Origin of the sequence: Nocardioides sp. T2.26MG-1, assembly GCF_950101795.1 — a bacterium.
Taxonomy (GTDB): domain Bacteria; phylum Actinomycetota; class Actinomycetes; order Propionibacteriales; family Nocardioidaceae; genus Nocardioides.
The window spans coordinates 161,783-177,993 of the sequence record NZ_CATNLZ010000035.1 but is presented as its reverse complement, the minus strand read 5'-3'; the positions used below and the strand labels follow the sequence as shown (position 1 = coordinate 177,993).

The following is a 16,211-nucleotide window of genomic DNA, read 5'->3' as shown; positions in this document are numbered from 1 at the left end:
GTCGACCCATGCGGACTCCGACCGTCCCCGAGAGCCACCCGCCCGAGCGGAGCACCGCCCCGACGGCGTACGTCGAGCCCGACACCGGGACCGGCCCGCGGCTCGCCCACTTCCCGGTGACGTTCTTCGCCACGGTCATGGGTCTGGCCGGGCTCTCGTTGGCCTGGGCGCGGGCCGCGGAGGTGCTGGACGTCCCGGACTGGGTCGGCAAGGGGCTGTTCTGGCTCTCGCTCGTCGTCTACGGGGCCGTGCTGCTGGCCTACCTCGCCAAGCTCGTCCGCCACCCGGACGCCGTCCGGGAGGAGCTCGCACACCCGGTGCGGCTGTCGTTCGTGCCGACCATCACCATCGGCATGCTGCTGGTCGCCACCGCCGGTCAGCACATCTCGCCCACGCTCGCCGAGGCGCTGTGGTGGGTGGGTGCGAGCGGGCAGCTGGCGCTGACGCTCTACGTGCTGTCGGCGTGGATCAACCGGCCGACGTTCACGGCGGACCACGTCACCCCGGCCTGGTTCATCCCCGTCGTCGGAATGATCGTGGTCCCGCTGGCCGGGGTCTCGTTCGCCGACGACGAGGTGTCGTGGTTCTTCTTCGCCGTCGGGGTGACGTTCTGGCTGCCCCTGCTGGCGGTGGTGCTGTCCGGCTGTTCCTGCACGAGCGGCCGGTGCCGCCCCGGCTGCTGCCGACGCTCGCGGTGCTGATCGCGCCGCCCGCGGTCGCCGCGATCGCCTACCTCCGGCTCGCCCCGGAGAGCACCGACGGCCCGGTGCCGCGGGTGCTCTACTACGCCGCGCTGTTCTTCGCCCTGCTCTTCGCCGCACAGGCGAACCGGCTCCGCAGGCTGCCGTTCTTCCTGTCCTGGTGGGCCTACGCATTCCCGCTCGCGGCCCTCAGCGCCGCGACCACCGTGATGGCCGACGTGATCGACGGCTGGTTCCTCACCGCCGCCGCATGGGCGTTCCTGGTCGCCGTCAGCGCTCTGGTCGCCCTGCTGGTCGCGCGGACGGCGACCGGCATGGTCCGCGGCGAGATCTGCGTGCCGGAGTAGCCCCGGCCAGGTCGGCCCATATACCCCCCTGGGTATGGTCGTGAGCGGTGACAGACCCGTTCCGGAAGGAAGAGAGAGACATGACCCAGCCCGTGGCAGAGCCCGCACCCGTCAGCACGATGCCGAGGATCGGCGACCCCGCACCCGAGTTCACCGCGGTCACCACGCAGGGAGAGATCCACTTCCCCGGCGACTACGCCGGCACGTGGGTCATCCTCTTCTCCCACCCCGCCGACTTCACACCGGTGTGCACCAGCGAGTTCATGACATTCGCGACGATGCAGGACGAGTTCAAGGCCTACAACACCGAGCTCGTCGGGCTCTCCGTGGACGGGCTCTACAGCCACATCGCCTGGCTGCGCACGATCAAGGAGAAGATCACCTTCCGCGACATATCGAACGTCGAGGTGACCTTCCCGCTCATCGACGACGTGTCCATGAAGGTCGCCACGCTCTACGGCATGATCATGCCGGGCGAGGCCACCACCCAGGCCGTGCGAGCCGTGTTCGTGATCGACCCCCAGGGCATCGTCCGCACGGTGCTGTACTACCCGCTCAGCCTCGGGCGGAACTTCGACGAGCTGCTGCGCGTGGTGAAGGCGCTCCAGACCGCGGACGCCTTCGGCGTGGCGACCCCCGCCGACTGGCGGCCCGGCGAGCGGGTCATCGTCCCGCCGGCCGGCTCGTGCGGCACCGCCAAGGACCGGATGGCGGGCACCGAGGAGGGCGTCGAGTGCGTCGACTGGTTCTTCTGCACCAAGGAGATCTCCGAGGCCGACATCGACACCAAGATCCGCACCAGCTGACGCGGCAGCACGCGGGTCGCCCTACGGTGGGCGGGTGTTCCCCGGCCACAGCGTGCTCCAGGTGCCGGTGCCGCCGCTGGAGGAGTTCGTCCGTGCGCGGACCGTCCACTACGACGCGACGTACCTGTCGACGGACTCGGCGTACGTGCACGCCCACGTGACCGCGCTGGGGCCGTTCGCGAGCGAGCTCACGCCCGACATCGAGCGCCGCGTGGCGGCGGTCGCGGCCGAGACGCCGGCGTTCGACTTCGTGCTCGAGCGGATCGGCCGGTTCCGGGACGGGATCATCCACCTCGTCCCGGAGCCGGACGAGCCGTTCCGCAAGCTGACCGCGCGGCTCGCGGCGGAGTTCCCCGAGCACCCGCCGTACGAGGGCAGGTACGGCGACGTCGCGCCGCACCTCACCCTCGACCTGCTCTCCGAGGACGTCACCGAGGCCTCGACGCGCGCACTGCTCGACGGCGTGCTGCCGGCCCGCTGCCGGGCGACCCGGCTCGACCTCGCGTGGTACGAGCCGCACGCGACCGGCGTACGTCGGTCCTGGCCGTTAGCGTGACCCCATGCGCCTCGGACGTGTCGCCCCGCTCCTGCTCGCTCTGGCACTGGTCGCCACACTGACGGGCTCGGCCACCGCGGGCGACCCGCGCTGGGTCTTCTACACCACGGACAAGACGCACTACACGTCCCCGTGGTTCAAGGGCGCGCACCGGATCATGATCCCGTTCGGCTGCACGACCGCGCCCTACTACTCCCCCGACCCGCGCTGCCGCAACGACCGCGGCTTCCACCACGGCCTCGACGTCGCGATGCCGTGCGGCACCCCGCTGTACGCCGCGGTCCGGCTGCGGGCCATGCCGCACGACTCGCTGGGGTCGGCGTACGGCGACAATCCGGTGCTGCTGCGCAACCGCAAGCGGGGCTTCGACCTCGTCATCGGCCACACCCGCAAGGTCTACGTGAAGCCGGGCGACATGGTCGCGAAGGGCACGATGTTCGCCCGCGCCAACGACCGCGGCGCGCCCGACGGCTGCCACCTCCACTTCGAGAGGCGCGCGGTCGGCGGTGGGCTCTCGACCGCGGTCAAGCCGCGCGCGCTGCTGGCACTGACGCCGCGACGGGAGTCCCGGTGAGCGACGACCGCGTGCTGCGCGCGTTCCTCACCGACGAGGGGCGGCTGCACACGATCCCCTCCAAGCACGCCAAGCTGCTGGTCGTGCTCGACCACCTCGCCCAGAGCTTCGAGCCCGGTCAGCGCTATCGCGAGGCCGAGGTCAACGAGATCCTCCAGCGGTTCCACCCCGACCACGCCGCACTGCGCCGCTACCTGGTCGAGAACCTCTTCCTGACCCGCGAGGACGGCGTCTACTGGCGCAGCGGCGGGACGGTCGAGGTATGACCGAGCAGCCACAGCACCTCCCCAAGCATCTGCAGAGCCTGGACTGGTACGGCGAGGACCTCGGCGCGGCGTCGCACGTCGGCGTCACGTTCACCGAGGTCGACCTCAGCGAGACGGTCACCAGGGGGGCGACGTTCGAGGGCTGCACGTTCCACAACTGCCGCTTCAACTCCTCCACCCATGTGGCGACGGCGTTCGTCGCGTGCGACTTCCGGCGCACCAGCTTCTTCGACGCGATGCTCGACGGCTGCAAGCTCACCGGCTCGGTGTTCTCGGAGTGCACGATGCGGCCGCTCGCGGTGCGCGGCGGCCAGTGGCTGGGCGTGAGCCTGCGCGGGACCAACCTGTCCGGCCTGGACCTCACGGACCTCGACCTGCGCGAGGCGGACCTCTCGATGTGCGACCTCACCGGCGCCTCGCTGCGCGGCGCCCGGCTCGCCGGGGCGACGGTGCGCGAGGCCGTCCTGACCGACGTCGACCTGCGCGGCGCGGACCTCGCCGGCGTCGACCTCACGGTCGCGCGGCTCAAGAACACCAGGCTCGACCTGGTCGGCGCGGTGCAGCTCGCCGAACTGCACGGAGCGGTCGTGGAGCCATAGCTGCTCCAGGAGGTCATACGGAGGGTGCTACCGCTTGCTCCGTCCGCATGACGTCCCGCGGTCAGCCGACCCGCTGGCGCAGCCTGATCCCGTCGAGCACGAGGCCGAGCCCGAGCGCGAAGTCCGACGACTCCCGCGGCTGGTCGTCGATCGCACCGGCCGAGCCCGCCTGCAGGTGCGTCTGCTCGTCGGTGACGTGACCGAACACGAAGTGCAGCAGCGTGCGCGCCGCCGTCGGCACCAGCGCCGGGTCCAGGCCACCGTCCGCGAGAGCGGCGACCAGCTCGTCGTACGGCCCGGCGGCGCCGAGCCCGAAGGAGTACGCCGTGGCCACCAGCTCGGCGCCGTCGCGGTAGGCCAGCATCGCGTCGCGCAGCTCCCCACAGACGGCGGCGACCCGGTCGTCCCAGGCGGCCGGGCGCGGTGCGTGCGTGCCGCGCGCCAGCACCTCGTCGGCGACGGCGGCCAGCAGGGTCTGCTTGTTGGCGAAGTGGTGGTAGAGCGCGCTGGGCTGGACGCCGAGCTCGGAGCCGAGGCGCCGCATGGTCAGGTCGGCGAGCCCGTAGGCGTCCAGCACACCGACCGCCCGGTCGACCACGTCCGCGCGGTGGTAGCGCATGTCACACCTCTCCTGGTCCACTGGGGTCGATGGTCCGTTGACCGACCCGCGACCCGCAGCCTAACCTGAACGCCGTTCACCTGACCACCGTTCAGGTGCGTGTCCGCACACCGAAGGAACCCACGATGGCCATGGCCGAGACGACCGACCCCACGACCACCGACACGACGGACGCGCCCGCGCGCCGGCGGTCCTCGACGACCGACATCGCCCTGATCTCGGCCTTCGCCGCGCTGATCGCCGCGTGCGCCTACATCGGCGGCATCCCGGCCGGCGGCGGGCAGGTCCCGATCACCCTCCAGACCTTCGGCGTGATGCTCGCCGGCGCGCTGCTGGGCCCGTGGCGCGGATTCCTGGCCGTGAGCCTCTACCTCGGCCTCGGCGCTGCCGGGCTCCCGGTCTTCGCCGAGCACAGCTCGGGTCTCGGCACCTTCACCAGTGCGAGCGCGGGCTACCTCTGGACCTTCCCGGTCGCCGCTCTCGTGACGGGGCTGCTCGTGCAGTACGTCGCCGGGTCCCGTCGCACCGTCGCGCTCTGGGTGTTCCTGTGCGCCGTGCCCGGGATGGTGATCAACCACCTCGCGGGCGCGTTCGGCATGAAGGTCTTCTTCGACATCTCGTGGCAGACGGCCTTCACGTGGGACGCACCGTACTGGCTGGGCGACATCGTGAAGATCCTCGTCGTCGCGCTGGTGGCCTCCGAGGTGCACAAGGCGTTCCCGCAGCTGCTGCGGCGCGGCTGACCGCGCCGTGCCGATCGTCTTCGATGCTGCCGGCCTGACCGTCGAGGCTCCGGACGGCCCTCGGGTCATCCTCGAGCCCACGACGGTCGAGCTCGTCGAACGACGGATCGGCGTGATCGGGGCGAACGGATCTGGCAAGTCCACGCTCGCCCGGATGATCAACGGCCTCGTCACACCGTCGACCGGCCAGGTGGTGGTCGACGGGTACGACGTCACTCGCCAGGGCCGCGAGGTACGCCGCCGGGTCGGGTTCTGCTTCACCGATCCGGCGGCCCAGCTGGTGATGCCGACCTGTGTCGAGGACGTCGAGCTGTCGCTGCGACGGACCGTCAAGGACGCCCGGCAGCGCCGTCAGCGGGCCCTCGACGTGCTCACCCGGCACGGTCTGGCCGAGCACGCCGACGTCAGCGTGCACGCGCTCTCGGGCGGCCAGAAGCAGCTGCTGGCCCTGGCGGGCGTGCTCGCCGTCGAGCCGGCGGTGCTGGTCGCCGACGAGCCGACGACGCTGCTCGACCTGGCCAACACGAGGCGGGTCGCCGACCTGCTGTTCGGCCTGGACCAGCAGGTCGTGCTCGTCACCCACGACCTCGACCTGGCCCGGCGCTGCGACCGCGTGCTCGTGGTCGCCGACGCGGCGGTGCGGTACGACGGTCCGGCCGACGCGGCCGTCGACCACTACCTGCAGAGCGTGACCGCGTGAGCAACCCGCTGCTCGTCGGGGTCTACCAGCCGGGGACGTCCCTGCTCCACCGGCTGCCGGTCGGCGCCAAGCTCGGCGGCCTCGGCGTCCTCTCCCTCACGATCGTGGCCGTGCGGGACGCCCGAGCGGCCGTCGTGTTCCTCGCGGTCGCAGTGGCGCTGGCCCTGGTCGGCCGGATCGGCCTGCGGATGCTGGCGCGGACCACACGCAGCGTCCTCCTCATCGCCGTCATCGCCGGCGCCGTCCAGTGGTGGGTCAGCGGACCGGCGAAGGCCGTCGAGACCCTCCTCGACCTGGTCTCCCTCGCGCTCGCCGCGATCGCGGTCTCGGCGACGACGCCGGTCAACGCGATCCTCGACTCCCTGGTGCGCTGGATCTCCCCGCTGCGCCGGATCGGTGTCGACCCCGACCGGGTCGCGATGACCATCGGGCTGGCCGTCCAGGCGCTCCCCGGGACGGTCGCCCTCGCGCTCGAGACCCGCGACGCGGCCCGCGCCCGCGGGCTCGGCCGGCACCCGCGGGCCTACCTCACGCCGTTCGTGATCCGGGTGGTCGCCCGCGCCCACGAGACCGGCGACGCCCTCGCCGCCCGCGGCGTCGGGGACGACTGAGCCGAGCCCGACCAACGACACCGTTGACCCGCCCGAAAGTTCACGACGGCTCAACGCAAGATGTCGACAAATCATGTTGACCCGCCCGAAAGTTTCGGGCGGGTCAACCTGGATGGTCAGCGCGGGCGGACCTTCACGCAGCACAGCCCCGGCTCGGGCTCGAGCACCGCGTCGAGCGACTCGGCGCCCAGGCCGTCCAGCACGCCGCCGACCAGGCCGAGGTTCATCCCGCACACCAGCTCGACGTGGTCGCGGGCGAGCCGGTCGAAGGGACAGTTGGACAGACACAGGGTGTCTTCACGCTGCTGCGGCTCGTAGCCGTGGCCGGCGAGCACGTCCGCCGTCCGGTCCAGATCTCCGCCGACGCGGGTCTCGGCCGTCGCCGCCATCGCCCGTCCGCGCTGCGCCGCGACCGTCACCACCGCCTGCTGGACCGGGACGCCGCTGCGGGTCGACTCGTCGATCGCCGCGGCCAGGACGTCGCCGACCAGGTCGTAGTGGCGCTCCGGCAGCGTGACCGAGACCTCGCGGTCGGCCCGGCGGTAGAGCTTCGACGGGCGGCCCGCGCCCGGCCCGGTGCGGCCGGAGAGCCGGCGGTACTCCACCTCGAGCAGCCCCTCGGCGACCAGCCGGTCGAGGTGGAACTTCGCCGAGTGCAGCGGCAGCTCGCACGCGGCCGCGGCCTGCTCGCGGCTGACCGGCTCCGGCTGCGCCGCGGCGTACAGGTAGAGGGCCCGGCGGGCGGGCTCGACCAGCGCACCCACCCCGCTCACCGCGGCCTCGAAGTCCTGGCTCACGAGCCGACCCTATCTCTAAGAGAACGATCCATTGACAAAAGAAGCATCGCATCTCTAACGTCAAAGCAACAGTCCTTTAGAGACGGAGCCTCCGATGCCCGACACCCACATCCCCACCACCTCATCGAGAGCAGCCACGGCCGACCCCGCCGCCGACCCCGGCGCCCAGCGCGCCTACCTGCTGCTGCACACGGTCTTCACCGTCGCGCCGATCGCCTTCGGCCTGGACAAGTTCGCCGGCCTGCTCACCGACTGGGACGACTACCTGGCGCCGTGGATCAACGACCTCGTCCCGGGCTCCGGCCACGACGCGATGCTGCTCGTCGGAGTGATCGAGGTGGTGGCCGGCGTGCTGGTGGCGCTCGCACCGCGGATCGGTGGGTACGTCGTCGCGCTCTGGCTGGCCGGCATCATCGTCGATCTCGTGTCGATGGGCGACTACTACGACATCGCGCTGCGCGACTTCGGTCTGCTCGTCGGGGCGCTCGCGCTCGCTCAGCTGGCCACCACCCCCGGCCGCCGCGGCTGGACCCTTCGATGAGCCAACCGATGAGCCTGTCGATGAGCAACGCCGCGCACGAGGCCGCGGCCCGCTGGCGCCCGCGGGTGTCCCCGCCGGCGAGCGAGGTCGACCTGGCCGCGGCCGAGCAGGCCGCCGCCGACCTGCTTCGTGCCCTCGGCCTCGACCTGGACACGGACGGGATGGCGGAGACGCCACGACGGCTGGCGGCGGCGTACCACGAGCTGACCAGCGGCCCGGACGTCGACCTGACGACGTTCCCCAACACCGAGGGGTACGACGAGCTCGTGCTCGTGGCCAACATCCCGGTGCGGTCGATCTGCGAGCACCACATGCTGCCGTTCGTGGGGGTCGCGCACGTCGGCTACCTGCCCGACGAGCGGATCCTCGGCCTGTCGAAGTTCGCGCGACTGGTCGACCTGGTGGCCCGGCGCCCGCAGACCCAGGAGCGGCTCACCACCCAGGTCGCCGAGCAGCTGACCACCCACCTGCACCCGCGCGGCGTGGGCGTCGTGATCGAGGCGGAGCACACCTGCATGAGCCTGCGGGGTGCCCGCGCCCCCGGCACCCGCACGGTCACCTCGGCGCTCCGCGGCAGCCTGCGGGACGCCGCCGCGCGCGCGGAGTTCCTCTCGCTGGCGCGCGAGCAGGGCGGTCGGCCATGAGCGCGCCCATCGTGATCGTCGGCGGCGGACTGGCTGCGGCCACGGCCGCGGCCGCGCTGCGCGACTCGGCGTACGACGGCGGGGTGGTCGTCTACGCCGCGGAGCCGCACCTGCCCTACGAGCGGCCCGCCCTCTCCAAGGGCTACCTCGCCGGCGAGAAGGACGCCGACAGCCTGCTCGTCCACCCGCCGGCGTGGTACGCCGAGCACGATGTCGAGGTGCGCACGAGCTGTCGCGTCGAGTCGGTGGACCCGGACGCGCACACGGTCACCGCCGGCGGCGCGACCCAGCCCTACGACAGGCTGCTGCTCGCCACCGGCGCCTCGCCGCGGCACCTCCGGTCCGCCGACGAGAGCGGCGCCCCGATCGCGTACCTGCGCACCCGCGAGGACAGCGACCGGATCCGCTCGGCGCTCGCCGCGGGCCGGCGGGTCGCGATCCTCGGCGGCGGCTTCCTCGGCCTCGAGGTCGCCGCCGCCGCCCGGACCGCCGGAGCGGAGGTCACCGTGCTCGAGTCGCTGGAGCAGCCGCTGCTGCGCGTGCTCGGACCCGAGGTGGGGGCGGTCTTCGCCGACCTGCACCGCGAGCACGGCGTGGACCTCCGCCTCGGCGCCCATGTCGGCGCGATCGAGGCCGACGGGCCCCGGGCCAGGATGGAGGTCGCCGGCGGCGACGTCGTCGCCGACCTGCTGGTGGTGGGCATCGGGGCCGCCCCCGACGTCGCGCTCGCCGAGGCCGCCGGCCTCGCCGTCGACGACGGGATCGTGGTCGACGAGCGGATGCGCGCCTCCCACCCCGACGTGTTCGCCGCGGGCGATGTCGCGCGTGCCCGCCACCCCGTGCTCGGCCGGTCGCTGCGGGTCGAGCACTGGGACAACGCGATCCGGCAGGGCCGGGTCGCCGGGCACACGATGGCCGGCGTCGACGACGAGCTGCGGGACCTGCCGTACTTCTTCACCGACCAGTACGACCTCGGCATGGAGTACGTCGGCGCCGTCGGCCCGGACGGCTACGACGAGGTCGTGCTCCGCGGCGACGTCGCGGGCCGGGTCTTCCGGGCGTTCTGGGTCGCGAGCGGCACCGTGGTCGCCGCGATGCACGTCAACGACTGGTCCGCGAGCGACTCGCTGCGGACGGCCGTCGGGGCACGGGTGGCCGATCTGGGGTAGCCCCTGAGCCTCGTCGGCGAATCGAGGTCGAGGCTCAGCCCGTGTACGGGATCTCGGAGCGCCAGTCGGTCTCGTCCTGCCGGGCGGCGGCAAGGATCGCCTCCGCGACCCGGTCGGGGGTGAACGGCCCCTCCTTGGCGAGCGTGCCCCGGACCGTCACCGAGACCGCGCGGATGCCGTCGGGCGCGAGCGTCGCGTCGAGGCTCTGCACGAGGTTGCGCAGGCCGGCCTTCTGCACGCCGAGCGACGCGGCGCGGTGCGAGGGCTGGTCGGCGGCCATGCTGCCGGTCGCCGTCACCCGACCGCCGGCGGACATGAACGGCCGGGCCGCCTGCACCACCACCAGCAGCGCACCGACGCCGAGCGTCACGTCCTCGAGCAGCTCGGGCACGGTGAGCTCGAGCGGGTCCTTCTCGCGGTAGGCGCTGGGGTTGAAGTGCAGGACGTCGACCCGCTCCGTGTGCTCTCCAAAGCGGCGGATCGCGGCGGTGGCCGCGGCGGCGTCGGTCAGGTCGGCCACCGCATGGCCGACCGTCGCGCCGAGCTGCTCGCACTGGCCGGCCAGGGTGAGGAGCTGGGCCTCGTCGATGCCCAGCAGCGCCACGTCGTACCCCTCGCGGGCGAACGCGCGGGCCACCGACCCGCTGACGCCCGGTCCTGCTCCGACGACCACGATCACGGGACGGCTCATGCGGCTCAGCCTAGGCCGTTCACCAGACGTCGCCGTCGCGCCAGTCGCAGGCGATCGGCGCGTCGAGGTCGAGCCGAGCACTGCCGGGCAGCACGTAGATCGAGTCGTCGTCCTCGGGCGTCGGCGTCGGGCCGTCGGCCGCCAGGACGTACGACGACCCACGCCACCGCTGCCAGCCACGGGAGAGGTAGAGCGGGATGCCGAGCTCCGAGGCACTCAGCGCCAGCAGGTCGTACGCCGGCGCGAGCTCCTCCAGCGAGGCCATGACCTGCGACGCCAGCCCTCGTCGGCGGGCGTCGGGGTGGACGGCGACGGCCTCGACGTACCCGCAGCGCAGCGACCACCCGCCGTGGTGGACCCGCCGTGCCACCAGGGATCCGTGGGCGAGCAGGCGGCCCTCCTCGACGACCAGCGCGTGCATGCCGCCGAGGGCGTGTGCCCAGTCGTGGTCGGTGAAGTCGCGGAAGGCCAGGTCCAGGAGCGCCCGGGCCCCGGCGAGCTCGGACGCGGTCAGCTCAGCGGTGTGACAGCGACGCAGCACGATCCCGACCCTGCCACAACGACGACGGACCGGACGGGCAGCGGGCCGGCCTCGGACCCCGGCCCGACACCCGGTCCACCCGCCAGCGTCCCGCCCACCGGCCCCGGCGCGCAGGGCACAAGGGCCCGACCCTCAGGACTCGGGACCCGGCCCGACCGGGCTCGCGACGTCGGTTGCGGTCGTGGGGTCAGGACGGTGCGGTGAGTGGTCCGGCACCGAGCAGGAGCTCGTCGCGAGCGGGGTACCGCGCCAGCGAGTCGCGTCCGATCACCGTGGACGCCACGCGTACGCCGGTCGCCAGCGCTCGTGACATGTCGTCATGCTCGACGAGCTCGGCCAGCATCCCCGCGGCCAGGCTGTCCCCGGCTCCGGTGGTGTCCTTCGCGACGACCTGCGGCGCGGCGATCCGGAGCCGCGCCCCCTCCGGTCCGCGGGCGACCAGCCCGCGCTCGGCGAGCTTGACGACGACCCATCCGCCGCAGCGTCGCTGCAGGGACTCCGCAGCCGTCTCCGAGTCGGGCTCACCGGTCAGGGCCTGGGCCTCGGGCTCGTTCGGCAGGAAGATGTCGACCGACGGCAGGATCGCCAGGACCTCCTGCCCGGCGCCGCCACTCCAGTTGTCGGGATCCCAGCCGGTGTCGAAGACGGTGAGCGCACCGCCGGCGCGGGCGCGACCGAGCAGGTCGAGCGTGCCCGTACCGCGAAGCCCCGGCAGCGAGAAGTAGCCGGTCAGCATCACGATGTCCGCCGCTGTCGCCTCGGCCGGGACGTCGTCTCGGGTGTACCCCGCCAGCACCCCGTGTGCAGTGAGGAAGGCCCGCTCGCGACCGGGTGCCTCGAGGGCGATCGAGATGCCCGTCTCCTGGCCGGCGACCACCTGCAGGTCGCCCCCGAGGCCGGCCCGGTGCAGCTCGTCGGCGACCCAGCGTCCCGCCTGGTCGTCCCCGACGGCACCGAACAGGCGGTGCGGCACCTCGAGCGCTGCCAGCGCGAGCGAGACGTTGCCGGCGGCCCCGGCCGGCCGGACCGCGATGTGGTCGATGACGTCGTCGCCCCCCGGGTCCGGCAGCCGCGTGACCGGGCTGGCGATCACGTCGAGCTGGACGTTGCCGAGCACATGGACCGATCGGGTCATCGGCTGCCCAGCTTGATGTCGTCCTGGTGGTAGCGGAAGCCGTCCGCACGCAGCCCTCGCCGACTCGCCAGGCTCCAGCCGAGCAGCTGCAGCGGAAGGATCTCCAGCACGCTGCGGGCGAGGGACGAGGCCGGCTCGGGGAGCCGGATCGGGATGAGCCCGTCGCCGCCCTCCACGTCGGTGTCGGTCGTGACCAAGAGCGTGCAGCAGCCGAGGTCGCTCACCTCTCGAGCAAGCCGGAGCTCCCGCCCTGCACCGACGACGACGCAGGCGACGCTCGGGTCGAGCGGCTCCATCGGCCCGTGCAGGTAGTTGTGGGTCTCGTGAGCAGCGGTGAGGGCACGAGCGGCCTCGCGCAGGAGCAGCGCGCCCTCGCCCGCCGTCGTCAGCGATGCGCCGGACCCGACGACGTCGATGATCCTGGCCTCGTCGAACCGCTGCACGACCGAGTCGACGAGCGGCCTCGCGTCGGCGATCACCCGCCCCGCCTGGTCCGGCAGCGCGGACCAGTCGGATCCCCGTCCCGCCCAGTGCTCGCCGAGCAGCCCGATGGCCTGCAGGGTCGCGGTGTACCCGGTCGTGTACACCGGGCTGTCCGGCCCGCTCTCGAGGGCGATGACCTCGTCGACCAGGCCGGCGAGCGGGGAGTCGGCGAAGTTCGTGATCGCGATCCGTCGGCCGCTCGTGCTCTCGAGCGCCGCCACGGTCTCGGTGCTACGCCCGGACTCGCTCATCGCGACCACGACGTCGGCGACACGACCGGGCGCGTCCGCGAGCTCGGTGGCGGAGAGCGCGAACGCCCTGAGGCCGAGCCTGCGCCAGACCGGAGCAGCGCTCCTCGCCACGTGCTCGCTGGCGCCGATGCCCACGAGCGCGACCACGGCACCCTCGTCGAGCGGCGCGATGTGGTCGAGCGTGCCGCGCACGGACGCCGCACTGGTCCGCAGCACCTCCGGCTGTGCCTCGATGCCGTCGGGGAATCGCATGTCGATCAACCTTTCACTGCTCCGGAGGTCAGGCCTCCGACGATGTAACGCTGGAAGGCCAGCGCGAGGAGGACGGGCGGGATCGTCGCCAGCACCCCGCCGGCGGCGATCAGCCCGAAGTCCGAGGAGTGCTTGCCGGTGAACTCGGCGATCGCGACGGGGATGGTCTTCGACTGCGTGCTGGAGGTGAAGATCAGGGCGTAGAGGAACTCGTCCCAGGCGAGCAGGAACCCGAACATGCCGGTGGTCAGGATGCCCGGCCTCGCGAGCGGGAGGATCACCCAGACGAGCGCGCCCATCCGGCTGCAGCCATCGACCCGGGCCGCGTCCTCGAGGTCCCGAGGCAGGCTGAGGAAGTAGTTGCTCATCGTCCAGAGGCAGAACGGCGTCACGATCGAGCTGTAGGTGACGATGAGGCCGATCTTCGTGTCGAGCAGCCCGAGGTTGGCGAGCGCCAGGTACAGCGGGATCACGAGGGCGATCGGCGGCAGCATGTAGATCGCCAGGAAGCCGAACAGCGAGGTCCGCCGGAAGCGGAACGTCAACCGCGCGAACGCATATCCGCCGAGCACCCCCACGACCAGCGACACGGCGGTCGTTGCCGACGCGACCACGAAGCTGTTGAGCATGGCGCTGCGGAAGTTGGCGGCGACGTCGCCGCCGCCGCCCTCGGAGCCGAAGATCGCCCGGTACCTCTCGAGGGTCGGGTGGTCCGGCCACCAGTGCGGGTGCGGCGAGAGCAGCTCCGCGGGCGGCGAGATGCTGGAGATCACCAACCAGGCGAACGGCGCCAGCACCACCAGGGCCATGACCACCGCCGCCACGTGGATCCAGATCAGGTAGGCCCGACTCGGTCTCATTCGACACCCGCCAACTGGTTCTGCTTGAGGATCCGCAGATAGACCATCGCGAGGGCGAACACGGCCAGCACGATCAGGTACGCCAGCGCGGCGCCGTAGCCGAAGAGCTGGTTGGAGAACGCCTGGAGGTAGGTGTAGAACGCGATCGTCTGCGTCCCGCTCGCCGGCCCACCGCCGGTCATCACGTAGATGATGTCGAAGACCTTGAACGCCTCGATCGTGCGCAGGATCAGCACGACCGCGATCGAGGGCGCCAGCATCGGGATCGTGAGTCGCCAGAACGCCCGCCAGGGACCCGCGCCGTCGACGCGGGCCGCCTCGTAGAGGTCGCTGGGGATGGTCTGCAGGCCGGCGAGGATGAAGAACACGACGATCGAGGTGTTCTTCCAGACGTCGGCGATGATCACCATGTTGAGCGCGAGGAAGGGCTCGCCGAGCCACTGCGTCGGGGTCTCCGAGATGCCCAGCGTGTCCAGGAGGCCGTTGAGCGCGCCGTACTGGCCGTTGTAGATCCACCGCCACAGGGCGCCGTTGACGATCGTCGGCAGCGCCCACGGCAGGACCACGATGCTGCGCCACAGCCACCGGGCCCGCAACGGCGCGTTGAGCAGCAGCGCCACGGCGATCCCCAGGGCGAGCTCGAGGAACGTCGACACCAGCGTGAAGTACATCGTGTGCCCGAGGACGGTGTAGAACCGGTCGTCCTGGAACACCCGGACGTAGTTGTCGAGACCGACGAACGGGTAGGAGCCCGGCATCGCGCTGTCGACGTCGTACAGCGAGACGACCAGGGTCCGGACGACCGGCCAGATCACGACCCCGAACACGACGACGGCCGCGGGCAGCAGCAGGAGGAGCGCGAAGCGCCCCTCGTGCTGTCCCGCGCCCTGGCGTGCCCAGGGACGGTCGGCCTCCCGGACGGTCGACCTCACCGTCAGGACTCCAGCAGCTTGGCGGCCTCGGAGGCTGCGTCGTCGAGGGCCTGCTGGGGCTCCTTGTCACCCAGCAGCGCCTTCTGGATCTCGGCCTGGAGGACCTGGGACATCGCGTTGTAGCTCGCGACCTGGGGCCTCAGGATCATGTCGCCGAGCTGCTTCTTCGCCTGCGGCACGACGGCGGGGTTCGTCTCGACGACCTTGGGGTCGTCGTACGAGCTCTCCCAGACCGGGAGGGAGCTCAGCGCGTACTTGTCCTGCACGGGCTGGCTGGTGAGGTACTCGATGTACTTCCAGCCCGCGTCCTGGTTCTCGCTGGTCGCGGTGAGCGCGAGGGCCATGCTCCCGTTGACGCCTGGACGGCCGACCGGCCCGGCGGGCGTCTGCAGCACGGCGACGTCGCCCGGGATCTGGCTCTCCTTCGGGTCGTTCGCCAGCCCGTACATGTAGGTCCAGTTCAGGGCGATGCTGGCCTGACCCGAGGAGAACACCCGCCGCACGTCCTCCTCGAGCGACTGCGTCGACGCCGGGTTCGTGAGGCCGTCGACGATGGTCTGCCTCATGAACTCCAGGGCCGCGACGCCGCCGCCCTGGTTGAACGCCGGCTGCCCGGCGTCGTCGAGGAAGGTGCCACCGAACGCACCGAGGAGCTGGGTGTAGTCGCAGATCAGCGCCTCTGCCTGCTGCCAGGACCAGATCAGCGGGTACTTCACCCCGCTCTCCTTGAGCGCACGAGCGGCCGTGAGCACGCCGTCCCAGGTGTCGAGCTCCGCGGCGTCCACCTTGGCCTTCTCGAGCTGGGCAGTGTTGTAGAAGAGGTACTTGGTGTCGAGGATCCACGGGACCCCGTAGAACTTGCCGTCGTACTGCGGCGTCGTGACCGCGCCGCCGAGCATCTGCTGCTTCCAGTCGTCGGGCCAGCGGTCCGTGACGTCGGCGACGATGTTCTTCGTGCCGAACTCGGCCGGCCAGATCACGTCGATCAGCACCACGTCGTAGGTCCCGGCCGGGGCCGCCGCCACCGTCTTGTCGTGCAGCGCCTCGTAGGAGACGAAGTCCGCCGTGACCTTGATGCCCGAGTTGGCCTTCATGAAGGCAGCGGTCATCTCCTGGATGTTCTCCTCGGAGTAGCCGGCCTGCTGCATGAACAGGGCCCGGATGCTGCCGCTGCCGCTGCCGCCGCCGCCCTTCTTCCCACCCCCGCCGCCGACCCCGCAGGCGACGAGCAGGCCGGAGAGCCCGAGAGCACTGCCGCCGACGAGCAGTCCGCGTCGCGTGGGCCGGGGCGCGATGATCCCGGCGATCGAGCCCGAGGAGGGTGATGTGGGCTTCATGACGTCTCCATTTGTTAGGCAGGTTGCTTATTGAATGGATATTCTCAGCGTGCCAG

20 protein-coding genes and 1 pseudogene are annotated in these 16,211 nt (G+C 71.8%); 12 read left to right on the top strand and 9 right to left on the bottom strand.

Annotation, left to right across the window (positions count from 1 at the left end):
* Positions 1 to 8 precede the first annotated feature (8 nt).
* The 6 genes and pseudogenes from QQZ14_RS22760 to QQZ14_RS22735 all read left to right on the top strand — a co-directional run bounded on the left by QQZ14_RS22760 (position 9) and on the right by QQZ14_RS22735 (position 3,849).
* Positions 9 to 1,048 (top strand): annotated as a pseudogene (locus QQZ14_RS22760) (SLAC1 anion channel family protein).
* Positions 1,049 to 1,128: 80 nt separating this feature from the next.
* Positions 1,129 to 1,854: a peroxiredoxin gene (locus QQZ14_RS22755; protein ID WP_284536712.1), complete on the top strand. Its 726-nt coding sequence runs from the start codon at positions 1,129 to 1,131 to the stop codon at positions 1,852 to 1,854.
* Between the two features lie 34 nt (positions 1,855 to 1,888).
* Positions 1,889 to 2,410 (top strand): 2'-5' RNA ligase family protein, encoded by a 522-nt coding sequence (locus tag QQZ14_RS22750; RefSeq protein WP_284536711.1) that lies wholly within the window; start codon positions 1,889 to 1,891, stop codon positions 2,408 to 2,410.
* Between the two features lie 4 nt (positions 2,411 to 2,414).
* Positions 2,415 to 2,984 carry a M23 family metallopeptidase gene (locus QQZ14_RS22745; protein ID WP_284536710.1) on the top strand — a complete coding sequence of 190 codons (570 nt, stop codon included), beginning with the start codon at positions 2,415 to 2,417 and terminating at the stop codon, positions 2,982 to 2,984.
* Complete coding sequence (locus QQZ14_RS22740; protein WP_284536709.1) at positions 2,981 to 3,250, top strand: DUF2087 domain-containing protein; 270 nt, start codon at positions 2,981 to 2,983, stop codon at positions 3,248 to 3,250. The genes QQZ14_RS22745 and QQZ14_RS22740 overlap by 4 nt, the downstream gene beginning before the upstream one ends.
* Positions 3,247 to 3,849 carry a pentapeptide repeat-containing protein gene (locus tag QQZ14_RS22735; RefSeq protein WP_284536708.1) on the top strand — a complete coding sequence of 201 codons (603 nt, stop codon included), beginning with the start codon at positions 3,247 to 3,249 and terminating at the stop codon, positions 3,847 to 3,849. Before QQZ14_RS22740 ends, QQZ14_RS22735 begins: the two co-directional genes overlap by 4 nt.
* Positions 3,850 to 3,910: 61 nt before the next feature.
* On the opposite strand, the gene QQZ14_RS22730 is transcribed toward QQZ14_RS22735, so the two are convergent.
* Positions 3,911 to 4,468, bottom strand: a complete 558-nt coding sequence (locus tag QQZ14_RS22730; protein ID WP_284536707.1) for a TetR/AcrR family transcriptional regulator C-terminal domain-containing protein — start codon at positions 4,466 to 4,468, stop codon at positions 3,911 to 3,913.
* 125 nt (positions 4,469 to 4,593) lie between these two features.
* Between QQZ14_RS22730 and QQZ14_RS22725 the strand changes: the two genes are divergently transcribed.
* The 3 genes from QQZ14_RS22725 to QQZ14_RS22715 are packed head-to-tail and all read left to right on the top strand — an operon-like array spanning position 4,594 to position 6,522.
* Complete coding sequence (locus tag QQZ14_RS22725; protein WP_284536706.1) at positions 4,594 to 5,211, top strand: biotin transporter BioY; 618 nt, start codon at positions 4,594 to 4,596, stop codon at positions 5,209 to 5,211.
* 7 nt (positions 5,212 to 5,218) lie between these two features.
* A complete protein-coding gene (locus QQZ14_RS22720; RefSeq protein WP_284536705.1) occupies positions 5,219 to 5,911 on the top strand; it encodes an energy-coupling factor ABC transporter ATP-binding protein in 693 nt (230 codons plus the stop codon).
* Positions 5,908 to 6,522, top strand: a complete 615-nt coding sequence (locus QQZ14_RS22715; RefSeq protein WP_284536704.1) for an energy-coupling factor transporter transmembrane component T family protein — start codon at positions 5,908 to 5,910, stop codon at positions 6,520 to 6,522. Before QQZ14_RS22720 ends, QQZ14_RS22715 begins: the two co-directional genes overlap by 4 nt.
* Before the next feature lie 116 nt (positions 6,523 to 6,638).
* On the opposite strand, the gene QQZ14_RS22710 is transcribed toward QQZ14_RS22715, so the two are convergent.
* A complete protein-coding gene (locus QQZ14_RS22710; RefSeq protein ID WP_284536703.1) occupies positions 6,639 to 7,319 on the bottom strand; it encodes a helix-turn-helix transcriptional regulator in 681 nt (226 codons plus the stop codon).
* A gap of 94 nt (positions 7,320 to 7,413) precedes the next feature.
* Here QQZ14_RS22710 and QQZ14_RS22705 point away from each other — a divergent pair, with 94 nt between their 5' ends.
* From QQZ14_RS22705 to QQZ14_RS22695, 3 genes are read left to right on the top strand one after another with little or no spacing between them, the layout of a single operon-like run.
* On the top strand, positions 7,414 to 7,860 hold the full coding sequence (locus tag QQZ14_RS22705; protein ID WP_284536702.1) for a hypothetical protein: 447 nt from the start codon (positions 7,414 to 7,416) through the stop codon (positions 7,858 to 7,860).
* A gap of 8 nt (positions 7,861 to 7,868) precedes the next feature.
* Complete coding sequence (gene folE, locus QQZ14_RS22700; RefSeq protein ID WP_284536701.1) at positions 7,869 to 8,504, top strand: GTP cyclohydrolase I FolE; 636 nt, start codon at positions 7,869 to 7,871, stop codon at positions 8,502 to 8,504.
* Entirely contained in the window at positions 8,501 to 9,673 is a 1,173-nt protein-coding gene (locus QQZ14_RS22695) for an NAD(P)/FAD-dependent oxidoreductase (RefSeq protein WP_284536700.1), read from the top strand. Before folE ends, QQZ14_RS22695 begins: the two co-directional genes overlap by 4 nt.
* A 34-nt stretch (positions 9,674 to 9,707) precedes the next feature.
* Here QQZ14_RS22695 and QQZ14_RS22690 read toward each other — a convergent pair whose 3' ends face one another.
* From QQZ14_RS22690 to QQZ14_RS22660, 7 genes are all read right to left on the bottom strand, one after another.
* On the bottom strand, positions 9,708 to 10,364 hold the full coding sequence (locus tag QQZ14_RS22690; protein ID WP_284536699.1) for an SDR family oxidoreductase: 657 nt from the start codon (positions 10,362 to 10,364) through the stop codon (positions 9,708 to 9,710).
* A gap of 19 nt (positions 10,365 to 10,383) precedes the next feature.
* Positions 10,384 to 10,908: a GNAT family N-acetyltransferase gene (locus tag QQZ14_RS22685; RefSeq protein WP_446740517.1), complete on the bottom strand. Its 525-nt coding sequence runs from the start codon at positions 10,906 to 10,908 to the stop codon at positions 10,384 to 10,386.
* Positions 10,909 to 11,092: 184 nt separating this feature from the next.
* On the bottom strand, positions 11,093 to 12,040 hold the full coding sequence (locus QQZ14_RS22680) for a carbohydrate kinase family protein (protein WP_284536697.1): 948 nt from the start codon (positions 12,038 to 12,040) through the stop codon (positions 11,093 to 11,095).
* Positions 12,037 to 13,026: an SIS domain-containing protein gene (locus QQZ14_RS22675; protein WP_284536696.1), complete on the bottom strand. Its 990-nt coding sequence runs from the start codon at positions 13,024 to 13,026 to the stop codon at positions 12,037 to 12,039. Before QQZ14_RS22675 ends, QQZ14_RS22680 begins: the two co-directional genes overlap by 4 nt.
* A 5-nt stretch (positions 13,027 to 13,031) precedes the next feature.
* Positions 13,032 to 13,886, bottom strand: coding sequence for a carbohydrate ABC transporter permease (locus QQZ14_RS22670; protein ID WP_284536695.1), 855 nt, complete (start codon positions 13,884 to 13,886; stop codon positions 13,032 to 13,034).
* Entirely contained in the window at positions 13,883 to 14,818 is a 936-nt protein-coding gene (locus QQZ14_RS22665; protein ID WP_284536694.1) for a carbohydrate ABC transporter permease, read from the bottom strand. The genes QQZ14_RS22670 and QQZ14_RS22665 overlap by 4 nt, the downstream gene beginning before the upstream one ends.
* Before the next feature lie 2 nt (positions 14,819 to 14,820).
* Positions 14,821 to 16,155 carry an extracellular solute-binding protein gene (locus tag QQZ14_RS22660; RefSeq protein WP_284536693.1) on the bottom strand — a complete coding sequence of 445 codons (1,335 nt, stop codon included), beginning with the start codon at positions 16,153 to 16,155 and terminating at the stop codon, positions 14,821 to 14,823.
* Between the last annotated feature and the right edge of the window lie 56 nt (positions 16,156 to 16,211).